Annotated in this window: 17 protein-coding genes; 16 read left to right on the top strand and 1 reads right to left on the bottom strand. The window is 64.7% G+C overall.

Going from position 1 to position 21,431, the window contains the following annotated elements:
- Positions 1–18 precede the first annotated feature (18 nt).
- From PWG15_RS29250 to PWG15_RS29175, 16 genes are all read left to right on the top strand, one after another.
- Positions 19–1,488, top strand: a complete 1,470-nt coding sequence (locus tag PWG15_RS29250; RefSeq protein WP_275025024.1) for an FGGY family carbohydrate kinase — start codon at positions 19–21, stop codon at positions 1,486–1,488.
- Positions 1,485–2,180 carry a class II aldolase/adducin family protein gene (locus tag PWG15_RS29245; RefSeq protein ID WP_275025023.1) on the top strand — a complete coding sequence of 232 codons (696 nt, stop codon included), beginning with the start codon at positions 1,485–1,487 and terminating at the stop codon, positions 2,178–2,180. Before PWG15_RS29250 ends, PWG15_RS29245 begins: the two co-directional genes overlap by 4 nt.
- Positions 2,181–2,276: 96 nt before the next feature.
- The gene (locus tag PWG15_RS29240) at positions 2,277–2,834 is read left to right on the top strand and encodes a gluconokinase (RefSeq protein WP_275025022.1); all 558 of its coding nucleotides are present in this window, start codon (positions 2,277–2,279) and stop codon (positions 2,832–2,834) included.
- A gap of 250 nt (positions 2,835–3,084) precedes the next feature.
- A complete protein-coding gene (bcsN, locus tag PWG15_RS29235) occupies positions 3,085–3,987 on the top strand; it encodes a cellulose biosynthesis protein BcsN (RefSeq protein WP_275027253.1) in 903 nt (300 codons plus the stop codon).
- A 109-nt stretch (positions 3,988–4,096) separates the two neighbouring features.
- The gene (bcsA, locus tag PWG15_RS29230; RefSeq protein WP_275025021.1) at positions 4,097–6,274 is read left to right on the top strand and encodes a UDP-forming cellulose synthase catalytic subunit; all 2,178 of its coding nucleotides are present in this window, start codon (positions 4,097–4,099) and stop codon (positions 6,272–6,274) included.
- The gene (locus PWG15_RS29225) at positions 6,274–8,607 is read left to right on the top strand and encodes a cellulose biosynthesis cyclic di-GMP-binding regulatory protein BcsB (RefSeq protein ID WP_275025020.1); all 2,334 of its coding nucleotides are present in this window, start codon (positions 6,274–6,276) and stop codon (positions 8,605–8,607) included. Before bcsA ends, PWG15_RS29225 begins: the two co-directional genes overlap by 1 nt.
- Positions 8,604–9,653: a family 8 glycosyl hydrolase gene (locus PWG15_RS29220; protein WP_425536782.1), complete on the top strand. Its 1,050-nt coding sequence runs from the start codon at positions 8,604–8,606 to the stop codon at positions 9,651–9,653. The genes PWG15_RS29225 and PWG15_RS29220 overlap by 4 nt, the downstream gene beginning before the upstream one ends.
- On the top strand, positions 9,650–11,833 hold the full coding sequence (locus tag PWG15_RS29215) for a tetratricopeptide repeat protein (protein WP_275025019.1): 2,184 nt from the start codon (positions 9,650–9,652) through the stop codon (positions 11,831–11,833). The genes PWG15_RS29220 and PWG15_RS29215 overlap by 4 nt, the downstream gene beginning before the upstream one ends.
- A gap of 313 nt (positions 11,834–12,146) precedes the next feature.
- Positions 12,147–13,310: an isovaleryl-CoA dehydrogenase gene (locus PWG15_RS29210; protein WP_275025018.1), complete on the top strand. Its 1,164-nt coding sequence runs from the start codon at positions 12,147–12,149 to the stop codon at positions 13,308–13,310.
- Positions 13,311–13,356: 46 nt separating this feature from the next.
- Positions 13,357–14,964 (top strand): carboxyl transferase domain-containing protein, encoded by a 1,608-nt coding sequence (locus PWG15_RS29205; protein WP_275025016.1) that lies wholly within the window; start codon positions 13,357–13,359, stop codon positions 14,962–14,964.
- 10 nt (positions 14,965–14,974) lie between these two features.
- Positions 14,975–15,358, top strand: coding sequence for a RidA family protein (locus tag PWG15_RS29200; RefSeq protein WP_275025015.1), 384 nt, complete (start codon positions 14,975–14,977; stop codon positions 15,356–15,358).
- 14 nt (positions 15,359–15,372) lie between these two features.
- Positions 15,373–17,361: an acetyl/propionyl/methylcrotonyl-CoA carboxylase subunit alpha gene (locus tag PWG15_RS29195; protein WP_275025014.1), complete on the top strand. Its 1,989-nt coding sequence runs from the start codon at positions 15,373–15,375 to the stop codon at positions 17,359–17,361.
- On the top strand, positions 17,358–18,227 hold the full coding sequence (locus PWG15_RS29190; RefSeq protein WP_275025013.1) for a hydroxymethylglutaryl-CoA lyase: 870 nt from the start codon (positions 17,358–17,360) through the stop codon (positions 18,225–18,227). The genes PWG15_RS29195 and PWG15_RS29190 overlap by 4 nt, the downstream gene beginning before the upstream one ends.
- A complete protein-coding gene (locus tag PWG15_RS29185) occupies positions 18,224–19,009 on the top strand; it encodes a crotonase/enoyl-CoA hydratase family protein (protein ID WP_275025011.1) in 786 nt (261 codons plus the stop codon). Before PWG15_RS29190 ends, PWG15_RS29185 begins: the two co-directional genes overlap by 4 nt.
- A 72-nt stretch (positions 19,010–19,081) precedes the next feature.
- Positions 19,082–19,453, top strand: coding sequence for an antitoxin Xre/MbcA/ParS toxin-binding domain-containing protein (locus PWG15_RS29180; protein ID WP_275027251.1), 372 nt, complete (start codon positions 19,082–19,084; stop codon positions 19,451–19,453).
- Positions 19,453–19,959, top strand: a complete 507-nt coding sequence (locus PWG15_RS29175) for an RES family NAD+ phosphorylase (RefSeq protein WP_275025010.1) — start codon at positions 19,453–19,455, stop codon at positions 19,957–19,959. Before PWG15_RS29180 ends, PWG15_RS29175 begins: the two co-directional genes overlap by 1 nt.
- 50 nt (positions 19,960–20,009) lie before the next feature.
- Here the strand turns inward: PWG15_RS29175 and PWG15_RS29170 are convergent, their stop codons facing one another.
- Positions 20,010–21,374, bottom strand: coding sequence for an FAD-binding oxidoreductase (locus tag PWG15_RS29170; RefSeq protein WP_275025009.1), 1,365 nt, complete (start codon positions 21,372–21,374; stop codon positions 20,010–20,012).
- Between the last annotated feature and the right edge of the window lie 57 nt (positions 21,375–21,431).

Raw genomic sequence — 21,431 nt, 5'->3', positions numbered from 1 at the left:
GGACGGGAGGGTTGCGGCATGTCAGTCGCGGCGGAGGACGCAGCCGGCACGGTCGCCGTGCTCGATGTCGGCAAGACCAATGTGAAACTGAATGCGGTCTCGGCGAGCGGCATCGTTCTGGAAACCCTGAGCGTTGCGAACCCGGTGCTGCCGGGTCCCCCCTGGCGGCACCACGACCTCGCGAGCCTCGGGGAATGGATATTCTCCAATCTCGCAGTGCTTGCCGGCCGTCATCCGCTGCAGACCTTCGTCGCCGCCGGTCACGGGTCCGGTGGCGTCCTCGTCGGCGATGATCCCGATGCGGCGGCCGGTGCCGCCGTGCCGATGATCGACTACGAGCAGCCTTTGCCGGAGGCGATCCGGCAAGGCTATGCGCCCCTTGCCGGTTCCTTCTTCGATCGCGGCAGCGCGATGATGCACAGCGCCACCCACCAGGCACGCCAGCTCTTTTGGATGGAGGAGCATGTGCCGGATGCTGTCAACGCCGCGCGCTACTATCTCGGCCTGCCACAGTACTGGGCGTGGCGTCTGTCTGGCGTTGCGGCGTCGGAGGCCAGTTTCCTCGGCGCACAGTCGCACCTGTGGAACGTTGCCGAGCGCCGCTTCGCGCCCATTGTCGCTGCGCGCAGCTGGCAACGGCTGATGCCGGATTTCGCCGATGCCTGGCAGCACCTCGGCCCTGTGCGTCCACAGCTTGCCCGTCGCCACGGGCTGCCGGACGGGCTGCAGGTGCTGGCGGGCGGTCACGACAGTAGTCTCAATTACTATCGTTATCACGCGGCCGGCCTGACCGATTTCATCGTCGTCTCGACAGGAACCTGGATCGTCGGCTTTTCCGGCCGCGCGCCCCTCGACCGGCTCGACGAGCATCGTGGCATGACGCTGAACAGCGACGTCTTCGGCAAACCGCTCGGAGGGGTGCTCACCATGGGCGGGCGCGAGTTTTCGCATCTGGCGGGCACTGCACCTCCGGCAGCCCCTGTCCCGGACGATGTCGTGCTCGGTCTGATTGCCAGACGCACCATGGCGCTGCCGTCCTTCGGCGACGACGATGGTCTCTTTCCGGGAAGTGCCGGACGCGGCCGCATCAACGGGCCGCCGCCGGAGACGCCGGTCGAACGCAAGGCGCTGGCGCTGCTTTACTGTGCCCTGCTGACGGCGGAATGCGTCGAGGCATTGGGGCCAGGGCCGCTGGTCGTGCTCGACGGAAGCTTCCTGCGCGATCCCCTCTATGCCCGCCTCGTTGCGGCGCTCATTCCGAACCGGCGGGTCCGCTTCAATCTCGATGCCTATGGCGTTGCCTCAGGCGCCGCACTGCTCGCGGGGGAGGGCCGGCGCCAGGGCCCGGCCCCGCTCTCGCTCGCCGATCCGGGCGACGTTTCACATCTTTCGCCAGCGGTCGCCGTCTATGCGTCGCAATGGCGGACCCGGGCGCGCACCGGGCACAACAACGGTTTCAGTCGCGACTTCGAAAGGACATATCGATGACCAAGACAGATACTCTGTCGCTCCGCCGCGAGATGGTGGACATCTGCCGCCGGATGAATTCGAGTGGCATCAACCAGGGCACCGCGGGCAACATTTCGGTGCGCACCGATACCGGCTTCCTGATCACGCCCTCGTCAATGCCCTATGAGACGATGCAGCCGGAAGATCTGGTCGAAATGGATTTCGACGGCACCTATGTCGGCCTTCGCCCGTCGTCCGAATGGCGGTTCCATCGCGATATCCTGAGGGAGCGCACGGATATCAACGTCGTGCTGCATTGCCATTCGGTCTACGCGACGACCCTTGCCTGCCATCACAAGACCATCCCAAGCTTCCACTACATGACCGGCATCGCCGGCGGCACGACCATCCGCTGTGCCGAATATGCGACCTTCGGCACCCAGGCGCTCTCCGACAATGCGCTGGTGGCGCTCAAGGACCGCACCGCCTGCCTGCTTGGCCAGCATGGCCAGATTTCGCTTGGCAAAACGCTTGAGTCGGCCCTGTGGCTGGCGATCGAGATCGAGACCCTGTCGCGCATGTATGTCCAGGTCTTGACGCTCGGCGAGCCGCCGGTGCTGCCCGACGACGAGATGGAGCGGGTCATCGCCCAAATGCGCCGCATGAGCTACGGCCAGGCGCCGGATGGTGAGGGCGTCAATGACGTCGCTCGCCCCCGTGCTGCAGTTTGAGGTATCACCCGAGACTTGTATGAGCCGCCTTGTTCACCCGGTGCCGCGACGCTATCAGGGAGAATGAGTGCGGCAGATGCAGGGAGCAAGGTGTCCATGTCGATCGATCATGCGTCCGGGGCGGGTGTTCACCTGGCATTTCCCGGTTCCATCGTCGTGATGGGCGTGTCCGGTACCGGCAAGACCTCGGTCGGCGAGGCCATCGCCGCTGCTTGCGGTTACCGTTTCGTCGAGGGGGATGCGCTGCATCCAGAGGAAAACATCCGCAAGATGTCGGCGGGCATTCCGCTCACCGATGCGGACCGCTGGCCGTGGCTGAAGGAAATCGGCCGACAGCTGGCCTCGGGAGACGCGCCGGTCGTCGTCTCCTGCTCGGCACTGAAGCGCAGCTATCGTGATCTGCTGCGCGAGAGCGCCGGACGGCCCATTGCTTTTGTCTATCTGCACGGCGAGCGCGATGTGCTGGTCGGACGGATGCAGCGCCGGACGGGACATTTCATGCCCGCCTCGTTGCTCGACACGCAGCTCGCGACTCTGGAAGACCCTGCCGGCGAGCCCTTGACGGTGATCGTGGACGTCGCTCCGCCGTCGCAGGACGTCATCCGAGCTTCACTCGTCGAGCTTGCGCGACTGGGTGCCGCGAACGGCCGCTAGCGCCCGAAGGGACCTTGAGAGGTTCCCCGAAATCTTGATCCGGCGTTGCCATAAAGCCGCGCCCCGCCGGTTCTCCGCGTCGATGCCCCATTCTTCTCGGGTTTGCGAAATGGGGTGAATCACTTAATGCTCAGCCATGATGCAAGGATATCTGAGTCGGAGATTCGGCACGCTGGAAGAGCGTCCGCGCTTTTCGAAAGGCTGGCATGCTTCCGTCGCGGTAGCCGCTTTGCTGGGCGCTACAGCAGTGATGTCAGGCTGCACGACGCGCCAGGATGTCGGTACGCCGACTGGCAGCACTATGGTTCCCGCCGAAAACGCACTGATCCTGCCACCGCCCGGCGGACCGGCGGTCTTGAACGTCGTCGAGCGACGCCGCACCAATGCCATCGAGCAGGACATCTACCTCTATACGTCCGCTGCCACGCCAGGACAGAATGTACTGCATGCCAAGTTCTTCGGCCCTATGGACGCAAGGTTCGACCAGCAGAAGAGCAGCCGCTACGCCGGCATTCAGGACAACAGGATGATGGCTGAGGCGCGTCGGGCGCTTCCCGGCGTTCCCCTGGCACTCAATCCCTATTTCCTCCAGAACAATTACGGCCCGTTCGGTTATGCCTTCGGCCGGGGGCGGGCGGACGATGCCTGTATCTTCGCATGGCAGCAAATCCGCCAGCAGGAGAACCACCGTTCTCCGCTCAAGGGCTATGGCACCATTCAGGTCAGGCTTCGTTATTGCGCGACAGGGGCGAGCGAGGCCGAACTCCTGGCGCCGGTCTACGGCTACACCATCACCGGAACCTTCGGCGATCCCGCCTGGAACCCCTATGGGGCGCCGCCGCCGCTTGAGGCGGGGATCGGCCGTACCGGCAGCCCGATCTACCGCAAAGAGCAGGCGCCGACCGAAAGCACACCGGTGACCGTCACGACACGCCCGGCGCCCGCGGTCGTTCGCCGTGAGGTTCGCGCCGTACCAACCGCGCAACAGCAGAAGCCGGTCATAGAGCCAACCGCAGGGGTATCCATTCCGCTGCCGCGTCCGGACGGCACTGCGGCACTGCCGCAGCCGGGCAGTCTTGCGAAAACGGTGCCATCCGTGATCGTGCCGGCGCCGGCATGCGATGCACAGCAGGCCGGAGGAGCGTGCCCTTAATCGACTGCTAACCATCGGTTGCTAAAGGCTGAGGCAGATTGAGGAAACTCGATCGAAGGTAGGATGAGCAATACCAGTGGCATGACGCCGAACGCTGGAAGGCAAATGTATGAGCAAGGTCGGATCTGTAGCCGCTTGGGCGTTCTTCTCGCTTTGCGTCATGGCCGTCATCACATTGCCGGTCAATCTCCAGACCCAGCTGATCGTCAGCGTTCTCATCGTCACGTTCATGGCCGTGCTCAAGCTCGCCAATGCCGGCGGTCGCTGGCGCCTGATCGCGCTCGCCTTCGGCACGGCCGTGGTGCTGCGCTACGTCTATTGGCGCACGACGAGCACCTTGCCGCCATTGAACCAGCCTGAGAACTTCATCCCGGGCTTCCTGCTCTACCTCGCGGAAATGTACAGCGTCATGATGCTGTCGCTAAGCTTGTTCGTGGTGGCGATGCCGCTGCCGCCGCGCAAGGCGAGCTCCGTTTCTCCCGGCAAGTTCCCGAAGGTCGACGTCTTCGTGCCGTCCTACAACGAGGATGCCGGGCTGTTGGCCAACACGCTCGCCGCAGCCAAGGCGATGGACTATCCCGCCGACAAGCTGACGGTCTGGCTGCTCGACGATGGCGGCACCCAGCAGAAGCGCAACTCGGCAAACCTCGTCGAAGCGCAGCGCGCATCCGCCCGCAATGCGGAACTGCAGGCGCTGTGCGACGATCTCGGTGTGCGCTATCTCACGCGCGAGCGCAACGAACACGCCAAGGCTGGCAACCTCAACAATGGCATGCTGCATTCCGACGGCGAGCTGATCGCCGTCTTCGACGCGGACCACGCGCCGGCGCGCGATTTCCTGCTGGAGACCGTCGGCTATTTCGAGCAGGACCCGAAGCTGTTCCTGGTTCAGACGCCGCACTTCTTCCTCAATCCGGACCCGCTCGAGCGCAATCTGCGCACCTTCGAGAAGATGCCGAGCGAGAACGAAATGTTCTACGGCATCATCCAGCGCGGCCTCGACAAGTGGAATGCCGCCTTCTTCTGCGGCTCGGCCGCCGTTCTCCGTCGCAAGGCGCTGGAGGATACCGAGGGCTTCAGCGGCATGAGCATCACCGAGGATTGCGAAACCGCGCTTGCGCTGCACGGGCGCGGCTGGAACAGTATCTATGTCGACCGCCCGTTGATCGCCGGTCTGCAGCCGGCGACCTTTGCGAGCTTCATCGGCCAGCGCAGCCGTTGGGCGCAGGGCATGATGCAGATCCTTATTTTCCGCTTCCCGCTGTTCAAGAGCGGCCTGTCGATCCCGCAGCGTCTTTGCTACATGTCCTCGACGCTGTTCTGGCTGTTTCCGATCCCGCGCACGATCTTTCTCTTCGCGCCGCTCTTCTACCTGTTCTTCGATCTGGAGATCTTCACGGCATCGGGCGGCGAGTTCCTCGCCTATACGCTTGCCTACATGCTCGTGAACCTGATGATGCAGAACTATCTCTATGGGTCGTTCCGCTGGCCGTGGATCTCCGAGCTTTATGAGTTCGCGCAGACGGTGCACCTCTTGCCGGCCGTCATTTCCGTTCTTCTCAGGCCGAGCCGGCCGACCTTCAAGGTGACGGCAAAGGATGAATCGATCCAGGAAAGCCGCCTGTCCGAAATCGCCCGACCGTTCTTCGTCATCTTTGCGGTGCTGCTGATCGCCCTGGTGATGACGGTCTACCGGGTCTATACCGAGCCATATAAGGCCGACGTCACCCTCGTCGTCGGCGGCTGGAATCTCCTGAACCTGATCATGGCCGGCTGCGTGCTCGGCGTCGTGTCCGAACGCGGCGAGCGGGCTGCCTCGCGTCGTGTCAAGGTCAGCCGCCGCTGCGAATTCGGTGTTGCCGACCAATGGTATCCGGCAACCATCGAGGACGTTTCCGCCCACGGCGCCCGCGTCCAGGTCTTCGGCATCAACGCATCGTTCCTGCCGACCGATACCGAGGGCACGATCCGCTTCGAGCCCTATAGCGGCAGCGGTGGACCGGAATCTTTGCCTGTCGCCATCCGGAACAAGGAGGTTGCTGGCGACATCACCACCATCGGCTGCCGGTATCTGCCGCAGGTCGCACGGCATCACAGCCTGGTCGCCGACCTGATCTTTGCCAATTCACGGCAGTGGAGCGAGTTTCAGAGCGCGCGGCGCGGCAATCCGGGCCTGGTGCGCGGTACGCTCTGGTTCCTGTGGCTGGCGCTCTACCAGACGAGCCGCGGCATGATCTATTTCCTTCGCAGCCTGCGCGGCTCCGAGGCGCAGAAGGGGGGAGCGTGATGATCCGGCGCCTCGTTCTTGTAGCCTCCCTGCTGGCTGTGACGACGGCCGGTGTGTTTGCTCAACCGTCACCCTTTGACATGTCCGGCGAACGCCCTGCAGATGCGCCGGTTCTGCAGCCGCCGGCGACGACCTCGGGTGAGAATGGTGGGGTGGTAGCCGAACCGCCGGTTGCTGTCGGGGCATCCGATGAGTTCAAGCGCTTCATCATTCCCTTCAGCGCGTTGTCGCTGACAGGCGAGGTCGACGAGCGCACCTGGTCCATCTATCTGACGCCGGCACAGGCGCAGGCCGCGGCGACATTGAATTTTGCCTATCAGAACGCGATCGTCGTCGCTCCCGAGGCGTCGATGCTGCAGGTCTTCGTCAACGGCGAACTCGCCGGCGGCGGTGCGATAGGGTCCGCCGAAACAGCAGAGCCGTTGAGCTACGACCTGAAGCCGGGGCTGCTGCGTGCCGGCGCCAACGACATCCGGTTCAAGGTCCGCCAGCGTCATCGCACGGACTGCACGGTCGAATCGACCTATGAGCTCTGGACGGAGATCGCGCCGGATTCCGCCTTCATTCGCTTCTCCTCGGGCGAAAGCGCAGTGCTTTCGAGCCTTGACGACGTGCGCGCGGTCGGCCTCGACGAGAGTGGCCGCACGCAGTTCAACCTGGTTGTTCCCGGGCTCCAACAGCCGAGCCGCACGGCCGCCCTTATGCGGCTTTCGCAAGGGCTGGCACTGCGCGGTCAGATGCCGGCGCAAGAGCTTTCGCTCAGCGAAACCATGCCCGAACTCGGCAAACCCGGCCAGATCACCGCCCTCGTCGGCACCGCCGAGGAGTTGGCGCCGCTGCTCGAGCGGGTGCCGGACGGTGCTTCGAGCGGGCCGGTCGCCATGTTCATGCACGACAACAGGACGAAGGCTTCGGTCCTGGTCATCAGCGGGCCGGACTGGTCGGCGGTGCAGGAGGCGATCGAAGGGGTCACCCAGCCGATGGACCGCCCGAGCAACGTGCCGCGGGACGTGATTGCCACCGGCCGCTGGCTGCTGCCGGAAACACCTCTGGTGGTTTCGAGCGCGCGCTTGCGCTTCTCGGAGCTCGGGGTCGAGACCAGTGAATTCACCGGCCGGCGTTTCCGCACGCGCTTCTCCGTTGCCGTACCGTCGGATTTCTATGCGGACGCCTATGGCGATGCGACGTTGCTGCTTGATGCGGCCTATACCGAGACCGTTCTGCCCGGCAGTCACATCGACATTTACGTCAACGGCAACATCGCATCGACGATCCCCTTGAACTCGGTGACGGGCGACATTCTGCGCCACCTGCCGATCAATGTGACGATGCGCCACTTCAAACCCGGTCCCAACCTGATCGAGATCGAGGCGGTGCTGACTGCCGAGCCGGACAAGGCGTGCGCGCCAGGGACGCCCGCTGCCAACGATCCGCGCTTCGCGCTCTTCGACACCTCGGAGTTGCGCATGCCGAACTTCGCACGAATTGGCCTTCGGCCGAACCTTGCCGCGATTTCCGGGGCGGCAGCGCCCTACCGCAGCGACACCGCCGCCATACCGCTCTATCTCGACCGTGCGGACGAGGACACACTCTCGGCCGCGGCGACCTTTCTTGCCCGTCTGGCCGTTGCCGGCGGCAGGCCGCTCGCCGTCGAAGTGGTCACGTCGCCGCTTGCGGCCGGCAACCGCAATGCGCTTTTCATCGGTGCCATGCCGCAACTGCCAAAGACGGTGCTGACCCAGGTCGGCATCGACGCTGCCCGGCAGATGTCCTGGGGCAATGCCGAGGTTGCCGGCTCGGGCAACCAGACACAGCAAGCCATCGACGCGTGGCAGACGCGTCTCAGTGGCGGCGCATGGCGAAATCAGGTCACGGCATTCCAGACCTGGGTGAAGCAGGAATTCGACATTTCGCTGAGCTCGCTGCGCATCGTGCCCGAAACACAGACCGAATTTGCTCCGTCGGAAACGGCAAGCCTGGTTCTGGCACAGGGCGCCAACCCCACTGACGACGCGACCTGGACCTTGCTGACGGCGCCGACGGCCAAGCAACTGCGCGAGGGGGCTTCCGCAATCGCCGATGCCGCGCGCTGGCAGCAGCTCTCCGGCCGTGTCTCGGCCTACGAGCCGGTGACGGACAAGATCGAAGTCACGCCGGTCGCCGGTTTCGATTTCGTCCAAACGCAGCCAGCTTCAGTGACAAACTACCGCCTGATCTTCGCCAACTGGTTGTCCAGCAACATCATGGTCTACGCGCTGTTGCTGATCGTGCTGTCCGTGCTCTTGGGGCTGGCGACGTCCTCCATGCTGACCCGCCTGGGGCGGCGCCAATGAGGTGGCGAACCGCGCTCCTGGCAAGCTTTCTCGCGCTGGCGATGCCGATGGCAGCCGGCGCGGCCGAAGGGGGCGGTTCGGTCAGCGCCGACGACTGGGCGCAATACAAGACCCATTTCCTCGACCCTGGCGGTCGGATCATCGACGATGCCAACGGCAATGTCAGCCACAGCGAAGGGCAGGGCTATGGTCTGCTCTTGGCTGTGCTTGCGGAAAACCCGGCCGATTTTGCGCTGATCTGGTCGTTCACGCGGCGCGAACTGCTGCTGAGGGACGACGGGCTGGCGGCCTGGAAATGGAGCCCGACCGAAACGCCCCATGTCATCGACATCAACAACGCAACCGACGGCGACATCCTGATCGCCTATGCGCTTGTTCTTGCCGGTGAGCGCTGGAAGCGGGAGGACTATTTGCAGGCAGCGGCTCGGATCGCCACGGCCATCCTCGACAACGCCTTGCTCGAGCATGGGGGACGAACGCTGCTGCTGCCGGGCGCTTCCGGTTTCGGCGCGACCGACCGCGCCGATGGTCCCGTCGTCAATCCGTCCTACTGGATCTTCGAGGCTTTTCCGGCACTCGATCGTGTAGCGCCGTCACCGCGCTGGAACGAACTCACGGACGATGGTCTGGGATTGTTGAATGCTGCCCAGTCCGGCCCGCGGAAACTGCCGGCCGACTGGGTCAGCCTGCGCACGGTTCCAAAGCCGGCCCAAGGCTTCCCGGCCGAGTTCGGCTACAACGCATTGCGGATCCCGCTTTATCTGGTACGGGCGGATCTGGGTGGCAGGGACCTGTTGACGCGATTGCGTGAAGGCATGGCAGGCAGCGACGGCACGCTCGTCCTCAGCGACGTCTCGACCGGTACCGTCCAAACCACCCTGACGGACCCCGGTTATCGATTTGTTAACCATATTCTGGCCTGTGTCTTGGACCGGGTTCCGATACCCGACAGCGTCAAAGTGTTCAGCCCGACGCAATATTATCCTTCCACGCTGCACCTGCTGGGGCTGTCTTACGTGAAGGAGAAGCGTCCGGAGTGTCTATGAAGTCCTCAATCGTTGCCATTGCTGCTGTGATGACTACGGCGATCGGGGTTGCCGGACTGACCGATGGCGGCTTCTTGCGGCCAAATAGCAACAAGTTCACGGGCGTGTCCGAACCGACGTCCGAGATGCAAGCCGCAGTCGCCAGCCCAACGGACAAGGTTTCGCGAAGCGCTGCGCCGCAGTTCACCGAGGTCGCGCAGGCCGACAAGCCTTCGGAAGAGAAGGCAGCACAGAGCAAGACGCCGCCCGTCGTCGACGAATCGGCGCTCCGGTACTTCGCCGCCAAGGGCGATACGGCCCGGCTTCAGGTTGAGATCTCTCGTCTGCGCTCCTTGTATCCGGATTGGGTCCCGCCATCCGACCCGTTGGCCGTGCCGCGCAACAACGACGTCGCGCTCGAAACCATGTGGCGGCTCTATTCGGAGGGCCGTTACGCCGAGGTTCGCAAGGCGATCGCGGAGCGTCAGGCGAAGGAAGCCGCGTGGCAGCCGCCGTCGGACCTTCTGGAGCGGCTTAACGTCGCCGAGGCACGTGCCCGGTTGGTGAACGCCTCCCAGCTCAAGCAATATGAGACCGTCATCTCGGTCGCCGCCAGCACGCCGAGCCTTCTCACCTGTTCGGAAGTGGATGTGCTCTGGCATGTCGCGCAAGCCTTCGCCGAGACCAATCGTCCGGAACGCGCGCGCGATGCCTATCTCTACGTGTTGAACAACTGCGAAAACGCCCCGGAGCGGCTGGCCACCGTCCAGAAGGCTGCGGCGGTATTGCCCTATGCAACGATGCAGAACCTGCTCACGCTCGAGCGCACCAATCCCGGGGGCGTATCAGAATTCGAGAGCATCCGTGACGACCTAGCCCGGCGTTTTGTCGCCGAAGGCGACGCGGACAAGGCGCTCGCGGTCGATCCCAAGTACGTCCAGCGTGTCGAGAAACTGGCTGAGGCCGGTGGCATGGCAAGCGATGCGCTGCTGCTCGGCTGGTACCAGTTGCGCCGCGACAATATGAGCGTAGCCGAGCAATGGTTCCGGCGCGCGCATGACAAGGAAGATTCCGCGTCGGCCGCGCAAGGCCTGGCATTGACGCTGATTGACCGCAAGGTACCGGCGGAAGCCGAGGCGGTTCTCTATCCGTGGCGGGACAGTTCGCCCGACGCGCTCGCGACCTATTTTGCGGCCACGGCCAACCTGTTGGCGATCGATCCGCCGTTGGCCCTCGATGCGGCCGTGCTGGCGCGCATCGCCGCGGAAACGACCAAGGCCCGTGAACCGGCAACGGCACAGCAGTTCGGCTGGTACGCCCGCGCTCTCAATCAGCCGGCGACCGCCGCACAGTGGTTTGCAACGGCGCTGCGCTGGAAGCCGGACGACGAACCGTCGGCCTATGGTCTTGCGCTCAGCCGCGACCAGTTGGGCGACAAGGATGGGGTCATCGAGATCCAACGGTTGTGGTCTGGCCGCTCTGACCGCATTGCGCGCCTCGGCGAGGTCGAGGAACTGCGGGACAAGGTCAATCCGGTCCAGCCTCCGGTCGCCGAAGCCCAGAGAAGCACATCGGATTCTGCCGAGCGAACGGTCGTCGTGACGGAAACGCCCCGCCAGACCGTTACCCGTACTTCCCCGGCCAGCGGTGCAAGGCAAAAGGTCGTGCGGAGCGGAGCTGGCTGCAGAACCACGATCAATCCCGCCGCGTTGGCGCCTCAGGCAGCACTCGCCCGCGGCTGGTGCCTGATGGACTTGAACCGCCCGCTGGAGGCGGCCGAGGCCTTCGAGGTTGCCCTGCAGGCTCCGGCATCGCAAACCCGCGAAGACGCCGCCTATGGCCAGAGCCTCGCCTACCTGCGCGCTGGCCTGACCAACAAGGCCGCGGTTTCTGCGACGAAGTCGAGACAGAGCCAAGGGCGGGTTGACGAGTTGCAGACGGCCATTTTGGCCGATCGCGCCATCGCGGCTTTTGACGCCAAGCGTTACCGGGAAGCGATCCTGTTCCTCGACCAGCTAGGGCAGATTTCAAGCCGGCGCCAGGACCTGATGGTGCTGCGCGGCTACGCCTATATGAACCTCAAGCGCTATGACGAGGCGCGGCGGATCTTCGAGGCGCTGGCCGCGACGGGCAATCGCGATGCCATGCAGGGGCTCGCAGCCGTTGGCGATACCCAGGAAATCTGGCCGAACAAGAACTGAGTGGCCGTCGTTCGCCGAACCGGCCTCCAAATATCCGCGGGTCTGCGCGCGGACGATCCGCGCCGGCTGCGACAGCGCGAGCGCCAATGACCGCTTCACGCACAGGATGCAATCGGCGGGCGCCTCCGGATTTCCATATCGTGCTTGGCTTCGCCCCTCTTTGGAAGGAAATTAGCGAAACGCGGTGCTATCGTCCGGCCGTGTCGCGGCGTTGATATCATTGCATTCGCTGCGATCCGCGTAGAGGATGGAGCGTTATCGTCTGGCCGCTGTGGGAGGAGACCACGCGGACCGGCACGATGGGAGGATAGACATGTTTCAGGGCGGATTGAGCTTCGCACTTGGCGAGGACATCGACGCATTGCGCGAGAGCGTGCGGCGCTTCGCAATGGACCGCATCGCGCCATTGGCCGATGAGACCGATCGCAACAACGCATTTCCAATGCAGCTCTGGCGCGAGATGGGCGAGCTCGGCCTGCTTGGCATCACCGCGGGCGAGGAGCATGGCGGTGCCGGCATGGGCTATCTCGCCCATTGCGTGGCGATGGAGGAGATCAGTCGCGCATCGGCCTCGATCGGCCTCAGCTACGGCGCCCACTCCAATCTCTGCGTCAACCAGATCAACCGCAACGGCAATGACGACCAGAAGGCGCGCTACCTGCCGAAGCTGATCTCCGGCGAATATGTCGGTGCGCTCGCAATGTCCGAGCCTGGCGCCGGCTCCGACGTGGTTTCAATGACGCTTAAGGCCGACAAGCGCGGCGACCGCTACGTGCTGAACGGCAGCAAAATGTGGATCACCAACGGCCCCGACGCCGACGTGCTCGTCGTCTACGCCAAGACCGATCCGACGGCCGGGCCGCGCGGCATTACGGCATTCCTGGTCGAAAAAGGCTATGCCGGGTTTTCCACCGGCCAGAAGCTCGACAAGCTCGGCATGCGCGGCTCCAACACGTGCGAACTGATCTTTAAAGACTGCGAAGTGCCGGAGGAAAACGTGCTCGGCACGATTGGTGGCGGCGTTCGCGTGCTGATGTCCGGGCTCGACTACGAACGCGTGGTGCTGTCGGCCGGCCCCCTCGGCATCATGGCTGCTTGCCTTGATGTCGTCGTCCCCTATCTGCATGAACGCAAGCAGTTCGGTCAGCCGATCGGCGAGTTCCAGCTGATGCAGGGCAAGCTCGCCGACATGTACGTGACGGCGAACGCGGCTCGCGCCTATGTCTATGCGGTCGCGGCCGCTTGCGATCGCGGCGAGACGACGCGCAAGGACGCAGCCGGCTGCATCCTCTACGCGGCCGAGAAAGCGACAGCGCTCGCGCTCGAGGCGATCCAGGCGCTCGGCGGTAACGGCTACACGAACGACTATCCGGCGGGCCGTCTGCTGCGCGACGCCAAACTTTACGAGATCGGTGCCGGCACCAGTGAAATCCGCCGCATGCTGATCGGCCGGGAACTGTTCACCGAGACGAGCTAGAGCGGGATGAGACGAAAGCGGCCGAACTCGATCCAATGAGGACCTCATGACCGTTCTGAAATCTCACATCTCACCGTCCTCCGAAACGTTCAGGGCCAATCAGGCGGCCATGGCCGAAGCGATCGTGACGGTCGAGGAGGCTGTGAAGCTTGCGGCCGGCGGCGGCGGCGAAACCGCGCGCGAGCGCCATGTCAGCCGCGGCAAGCTTCTGCCGCGCGACAGGGTGGCCAACCTCATCGATCCCGCCACACCTTTCCTCGAAGTCGGCATGACGGCCGCGCACGGCATGTATAACGGCGATGCGCCGGCGGCCGGCCTGATCACCGGCATCGGCCGGGTGTCGGGCCGCGAATGCATGATCGTCTGCAACGACCCGACGGTCAAAGGCGGCACCTACTATCCGTTGACGGTGAAGAAGCACCTGAGGGCGCAGGAAATCGCCGCAGAAAACCATCTGCCCTGCATCTATCTCGTTGATTCCGGCGGTGCCAACCTGCCGAACCAGGATGAAGTCTTCCCGGATCGGGATCACTTCGGCCGGATCTTCTACAACCAGGCCAACATGTCGGCGGCCGGTATCCCGCAGATCGCCGTGGTGATGGGATCGTGCACGGCGGGCGGCGCCTATGTGCCGGCCATGTCTGACGAGACGATCATCGTCGAGGGCCAGGGCACGATCTTTCTCGCCGGCCCGCCGCTCGTCAGGGCGGCGACTGGCGAGGTGGTCTCGGCGGAGGATCTCGGCGGTGCCGATGTGCATACGCGCCTGTCCGGCGTGGCCGATCATCTGGCACGCGATGACGCCCATGCGCTGGCGCTGGCGCGCCGCGCCGTCGCCGCGCTCAACCGCCACAAGCCGCTGTCGGTCGAACTCGCGACACCGGAGCCGCCGCTCTACGATCCACAGGAGATCGCCGGCATCGTGCCCTCCGATCTGCGCACGCCCTACGATATCCGCGAGGTCATCGCCCGCGTCGTCGACGGCTCGCGCTTCGATGAGTTCAAGGCACGCTACGGCACGACGCTCGTCTGCGGTTTTGCCCATGTGCACGGCATCCCGGTTGGCATTATCGCCAACAACGGGGTGTTGTTTTCGGAATCGGCGCTGAAGGGCGCGCATTTCGTCGAGCTCTGCGCCCAGCGCAAGATCCCGCTCGTGTTTCTGCAGAACATCACCGGCTTTATGGTCGGACGGAAATACGAGACAGAAGGCATCGCCAAGCACGGTGCCAAGCTGGTGACGGCAGTCGCGACCGCACGCGTGCCGAAAGTGACGATGCTCGTCGGCGGCTCCTTCGGGGCCGGCAATTACGGCATGTGCGGCCGCGCCTTCTCGCCACGCTTCCTGTGGACCTGGCCGAACAGCCGTATCTCTGTGATGGGCGGCGAGCAGGCGGCCGGTGTGTTGACGACCGTGCGCAGCGAGGCGCTGAAGCGGGCGGGAACACCCTGGAGCGAAGAGGAGGAGGCGCGTTTTCGCCAGCCGATCCTCGATCTCTTCGAGCGCCAGAGCCATCCGCTCTACGCCTCGGCAAGACTTTGGGACGATGGTGTCGTCGATCCGCGCAAGACGCGCGATGTGCTGGGCCTGTCGCTATCGGCAGCGCTCAATGCGCCGATCGAAGACACGCGCTTCGGCCTCTTCAGGATGTAGGGAGACCTGGATGAAACGCGACGACATCAATGCCAGCGACGCGCCGCAATCGCGTGGAGGCTATTCGCAGGCCGTTCGCCTGGAGGACTTCCAGCAGCTTCTGTTCGTCAGCGGCCAGGTGCCGTTGAGCGCCGAGGACGTGCTGCCGGAGGGCTTCGAGGCCCAGGCGCGTCAGGTCTGGGCGAACATCGATGCACAGCTGCGGGCGGCAGGCATGAGCAAGGCCGATATCGTCAAGGTGACGGTCCTGCTTGCTGACCGCCAGTACGCGATGGCGAACCGCGCGGCCCGCGCCGAATATCTCGGCACGCTCGCACCCGCCATGACGGTGGCGATCGCCGGGATCTTCGATGCCGGCTGGCTGCTTGAAATCGATGTGATCGCTGCGCGATAGGGGCCGGGATGCCGATGTTTGCCAAACTACTGATTGCCAATCGCGGTGAGATCGCCTGCCGGGTGATGCGCACCGCCAAGCGTCTCGGTATTCGCACGGTCGCCGTCTATTCCGATGCCGATGTCGGCGCGCTGCATGTGGCGCTGGCCGACGAGGCGATCCGTATCGGCCCGCCACCGGCACTCGAAAGCTATCTCTCGGCCGAGCGCATCATCGCCGCCGCACGCGCGGTCGGTGCGGATGCGATCCACCCGGGTTACGGTTTTCTCTCGGAGAATGCCGATTTCGCCGATGCCGTCGAGGCGGCCGGCATCACCTTCGTCGGGCCGTCGGCGCGGGCGATCCGCGCCATGGGCCTGAAGGACGCCGCCAAGGCGCTGATGGAGCAGTCCGGCGTGCCGGTCGTTCCCGGTTATCACGGCGAGCGGCAGGATGCCGACTTCCTCGTGGAGGAAGCGGCAAGGGTCGGTTATCCGGTACTGATCAAGGCGCGTGCCGGCGGCGGCGGCAAGGGCATGCGACGCGTCGACAGCGCTACCGAGTTTCCAGCCGCACTCGAGGCGGCGCGCCGCGAGGCGGAAGCCGCCTTCGGCGACGGCTCGGTGCTGATCGAGAAGTATCTGACGAAACCCCGGCATATCGAAGTCCAGGTCTTCGGCGACCGGCACGGCAACATCCTGCACCTCTTCGAGCGAGACTGCTCGCTGCAGCGCCGCCACCAGAAGGTCATCGAGGAAGCGCCGGCTCCCGGCATGACCGCGGAAGTGCGGCGTGCCATGGGCGATGCTGCGGTTCGGGCAGCCCAGGCGATCGGCTATGTCGGCGCCGGCACCGTCGAATTCATCGCCGACGTGACCAATGGGCTCTGGCCGGACCAGTTCTATTTCATGGAAATGAACACCCGGCTGCAGGTCGAACATCCGGTTACCGAAGCGATCACGGGCATCGATCTCGTCGAGTGGCAGCTGCGCGCCGCCGCCGGCGAGGCGCTGCCGAAACGCCAGAGCGAGATCGGCATCGACGGCTGGGCGTTCGAAGCCCGCATCTATGCCGAAGACCCGTCGCGCGGCTTCCTGCCGGCCACTGGTCGCCTGACGACGCTCAGCTTTCCGGAGGATGGCGTACGCGTCGATGCCGGCGTGCGGCAGGGCGACCGGATCACGCCGTTCTATGACCCGCTGATCGCCAAGCTGATCGTCCACGGCCCAAACCGCTCGGCCGCGCTTGAGAAACTTGAAAATGCCCTGAGGGCTTGCCGTATCGGCGGCACGGTCACCAATCTCGATTTTCTGGCCCGTCTTGCTGCGGAACCGGATTTTCGCGCCGGGCATCCCGATACCGGCCTGATCGACCGTTCGATCGATCAGCTCACGGCGACGATGGCGCCGAGCGACGCTGCTTTGGCGCTTGCGGCGATCATCTCGACCGGCGCCCTGCTGCCGGACGGAACTGCCGATCCGTGGTCTTCGCTCGGCCATTGGCAGATCTGGGGCGACGCCAGCAGGAACGTCACGATCGAGCACACAGGCGGACGGGCGATTGTGACGCTGGCCGCACGCGGCCGCGACCAGTTTGCGGTCCACACCGGATCCGCGGCCCTGCCCGTGGTGATCCTTGACCGGTTCACCGATGGCGCCCGCGCCGAAATCTCCGGCGCCCAGCACGATTTCCGCTTCCTGCGCGAAGGCGAGCAGATCACCCTGTTTCTCAACGGCGACACCCATGTCCTGCGTCTGCCCGACGCGCTTGGCGCTGGTCATTCCAGCGAAGTGGCCGATGACGAGGTGTCGGCGCCGATGCCGGGCATCGTCAAGCTCATCCGGGTCCGCCCCGGTGATGCGGTCGAAAAGGGGCAGGCGCTCGCCGTCATGGAGGCGATGAAGATGGAGCTGACACTGTCGGCCTCGCGCGCCGGCGTTGTCGAGAGCGTGCTGGTCGGCGAAGGCGAGCAGGTCAGTGCCGGCGCGGTCTTGGTCATGCTCCAGCCGGAGAGTGCCGAATGAGGGGAAAGGCGCCTGAGCACGTGACGATCGTCGAGATGGCGCCGCGTGACGGGCTGCAGAACGAAAGCCGTCTGGTCGCGACCGCCGACAAGGTCCGCCTCGTCGATCTTCTCTCCGACTGCGGTTATGAGCGCATCGAGGTGACGAGCTTCGTCAGCGCGAAATGGGTGCCGCAGATGGCCGACGCCGCCGAGGTGATGGCGGGCATTCGCAGGCGACCCGGTACGCGCTACGCCGTACTGACGCCCAATATGCGCGGGCTCGAGGCGGCACTCGATGCCGGTGCCGACGAGGTGGCGATTTTCGCTTCGGCTTCCGAAACCTTCTCGCAGACGAACATCAATTGCTCGATCGCCGAAAGCATCGAGCGCTTTCGCCCGGTAGCCGACGTTTGTCGTGAGCGTGGGCTCTTGCTGCGCGGCTATGTCAGTTGCGTTGTCGAATGCCCCTATGAGGGTGCGATCGCCCCGGCCAGTGCCGCCCATGTCGCGGGCCTGCTCGACGATCTCGGCTGCTACGAGATCAGTCTCGGCGATACGATCGGGCGGGGCAGGCCTGAGGCGGTCGACGCGATGCTGGCTATAGTACTCGAGCGCATTCGGTCCGAACGGCTTGCAGGCCACTTTCACGACACGTCAGGCCGCGCGCTCGACAATATCGCCGTGGCGCTCGACCGCGGTTTGCGGGTTTTCGACGCTTCGGCCGGCGGTCTCGGCGGCTGCCCCTATGCGCCGGGAGCGGCCGGCAATGTCGACACACTCGCCGTCAACGCCTTCGTCGCCGGCAAGGGCTTCTCGACTGGCCTCGACGTGGCGAAACTCGAACAGGCGGCCGCTTTCGCACGGACCTTGAGGACAAGTTCATGACCTTCGATACGATAAGGATCGCGACCGACGCACGCGGCGTCGCGCGGCTGACGCTGGCACAACCGCAGAAGCACAACGCGTTGTCGGCCAAGATGATCGGCGAACTGACCGATGCCGCTCACTCGCTTTCCGCAGATCGCGCGGTCCGGGTCGTCATACTGGAGGCCGAAGGCCGCAGTTTCTGCGCCGGCGGCGATCTTGGCTGGATGCGTGAGCAGTTCGATGCGGATCGGGCGACCCGCATCGCCGAAGCGACACGGCTTGCGATGATGTTCAAGGCGCTGAACGAGATTGCCAGGCCGGTGATCGGCCGTCTGCACGGCAACGCCTTTGGCGGCGGCGTCGGCCTCATGAGCATCTGTGATGCGGCCGTCGCTTCCGCCGACGCCAGGTTTGGTTTGACCGAGACCCGTCTCGGCCTGATCCCGGCCACCATCAGCCCCTATGTCGTCGCCCGGATCGGCGAGGGCAAGGCGCGGCCGCTGTTCATGTCTGCCCGGCTGTTCGGCGCCGAGGAGGCACGCGCCATGGGGCTCGCCACCGTCGTGGTCGCGGCTGACGCACTGGACGCGGCCGTCGAAGCGGAGGTCGAGCCGTATCTGGCGACGGCGCCTGAAGCCACCGGTCGGGCGAAGCGGCTGGCGCGTTCGCTCGGGGCCCCGATCACCGAGCAAACCATCGCCGCGACGATCGAACAGCTCGCCGATTGCTGGGAGTCCGGAGAGGCCCGCGAAGGTGTTGGCGCCTTTTTTGAGAAGCGCGAACCCGCTTGGCGACAATAGGGCTTCCTTGATTTGCGCGCAATTTGAGCCTATTTTGATTGCTTGATGATCAAAATAAGCTCGGAACGTGCCATGGTCGCCGTCGGTTTCAACGTCTCCGCCGCGCATTACGGCGAGAGCCATTCCTCCTTTCTCTCGGCCCGCTTGGTCGCCGATCGCCTCGGCGTGACCCTGGCGGAACTGGCAAAACTGATCGGTGTCGCGCGTAACACACTGACGGCGAAGTCGGGTGCCCGCAAGGTCGACGCCGCGTTGAGCAGCGTCGTGCGCATCCTCGCGATGGCCGGCGAGATGGCGGGGGACGACGGACGCGCCGTTATCTGGTTCAAGCACCAGCCGATCCCCGGATGGGCCGGCAAGACGGCCTATGACCTCGTTGGCGAGGGCAAGGACGACAAGGTGCTCGCCTATCTCGAAGCCGTGCGTTCCGGTGTCTACGCCTGATGTCGGCAGACGAGCCGGTGCGTCTGTGGCGCGCCTATGTCCCGCGCTGGGCGCATGCGCCCCTTTCCGGTGACGGTGCCGCGCGCTTCGGTGGGCGCTGGAACCCCTTGGGCATGCCGACGATCTATGCCACCCGCGAACTCTCGACTGCCTGGGCGGAGTACAATCAAGGTTTCGTCCAGCACCCGGCGCTGATTGCCCAGCTTGAATTGCGCTTTGCGCGACTGGCCGAGCTGACTGCGGCGGACGGGCTTGCCGCCTTCGGGCTTACCAAGGACATTCATCGATGCGAATGGCGCGATGCGCTCGACCATAGCCTCGTGCCGGAGACCCATCGGCTGCAGGCAGAACTCGACGCAGGGTTCGACGGCCTGGTCTATCCGTCGTTCATGTCGCCCGGCGGAACCTGTGTCGCACTCTGGCGCTGGAACACCGGCGAGGGCGCCGAGCTGAAGGTCATCGATCCCGATGGACGTCTGCCAGAGACGCCGGCGTCCTGGCTCTGAAACGAGCGCAAGCAGAGACGATAGCGATCCTATGCCTTGCCGCCTCCGCTTCAGAGCACCTTGCCCGGATTGAGGATGCCATTCGGATCGAGCGCATGCTTGATACGGTGCATGAGGTCGAGCTCGGCGGGGCTGCGGGAATGGTCGAGGAAATCCCGCTTCAGCGTACCGATGCCGTGTTCGGCCGAGATCGAACCCCGGTAGCGCCGTACGATCTCGTAGACGATGCCATCGACGATATGCGGTGTTTCGGCGTCGCTGTCCGCTTCCGAGAAGGCGATGTGCAGGTTGCTGTCGGCGACATGGCCGAAGAAGGAGACATGAGCGGCCGGGAAACGCGCGGAAAGGGCCTGGCTGCAGTCCTCGGCGAAGCGGCCGATATCGCCGATCGGCAGGCTGACATCGAGATTGATGAGCGACGGCAGCAGCTGGTCCATCGCGTGGCCCTCGCGCGCGCTCCAGAACGAGCGGCTCTCCTTCTCCGACTGGGCGATCAGCGCATCGTTGATGATACCCTCTTCGAGCGCCTCGCCGAGAAAGGCCTCGAACGCATCGCGGTCGCCGTCGTCGCTGAGCAGATCCTGTTCGATGATGACGGAAAAGGGTGGAACGTCATCAAAGAGCTTTAGCTTGCTCGCCTCGGCGTTGAAGCGGAAATAGTTCTGCCACATGGCCTCGAAGGCTGAGAGCCCCGGCAGGCGGCGCTGGCAGCGCGCAAGGAAGGCGACCACATTGTCGTAGCTTTCGAGGGCGCAAAGCGCCGTCAGCCGACCGGCCGGCAATGGCCGCAGACGCAGGACCGCGCGGGTGATCACGCCGAGCGTTCCTTCGGAGCCGATGAAGTACTGCCTGAGGTCGTAGCCGGTGTTGTTCTTGATCATCTTGTTGAGCGACGTGATGACAGTCCCATCGGCCAGAACGACTTCGAGGCCAAGCACATTGTCGCGCGTCACGCCATAGCGAAGCACACGGATGCCGCCGGCATTGGTGGCAAGGTTGCCGCCGATCTGGCAGGAACCGCGGGCGCCGAGGTCGATCGGCAGCAGGAAGCCGGCATCTTCGGCGGCACGTTGCGCCACTTCGAGCGGCGTGCCGGCGCGCACGGTCATGGTTGCCGCCTGCGGGTCGATTTCTTCGATGCCGGTCAAACGTTCGAGCGAGATCACGATCGCATTGCCGTCGGCATTGGCGCCGCCGGCAAGGCCGGTCATTCCGCCCTGGACCACGACGGCCTGGCCATTCGCGTTGCAGAGGCGAAGGGCTTCGGCGATCTCTTCGCTGCTTGTCGGTCGGATAACAGCCTTCGGCAGGTCTTTGCCAGTCAGGCTGGCGTCGCTGCGGTGGCGCTCGCCGATTTCCGCGCCGACCAGGACGATGTCGCCGAGGGCTTGTTTCAGGTCGTCGACAATCGGCATGCAGCGCTTCTCCCGTTTCAGCGGCACTTTCGGCCACGGACGGTCCTGCTTAGCGCA

Source organism: Ensifer adhaerens, from assembly GCF_028993555.1.
Lineage (GTDB): Bacteria > Pseudomonadota > Alphaproteobacteria > Rhizobiales > Rhizobiaceae > Ensifer > Ensifer adhaerens_I.
The sequence above is the reverse complement of the archived record's forward strand: the minus strand, read 5'-3'. Positions and strand labels throughout refer to the sequence as shown.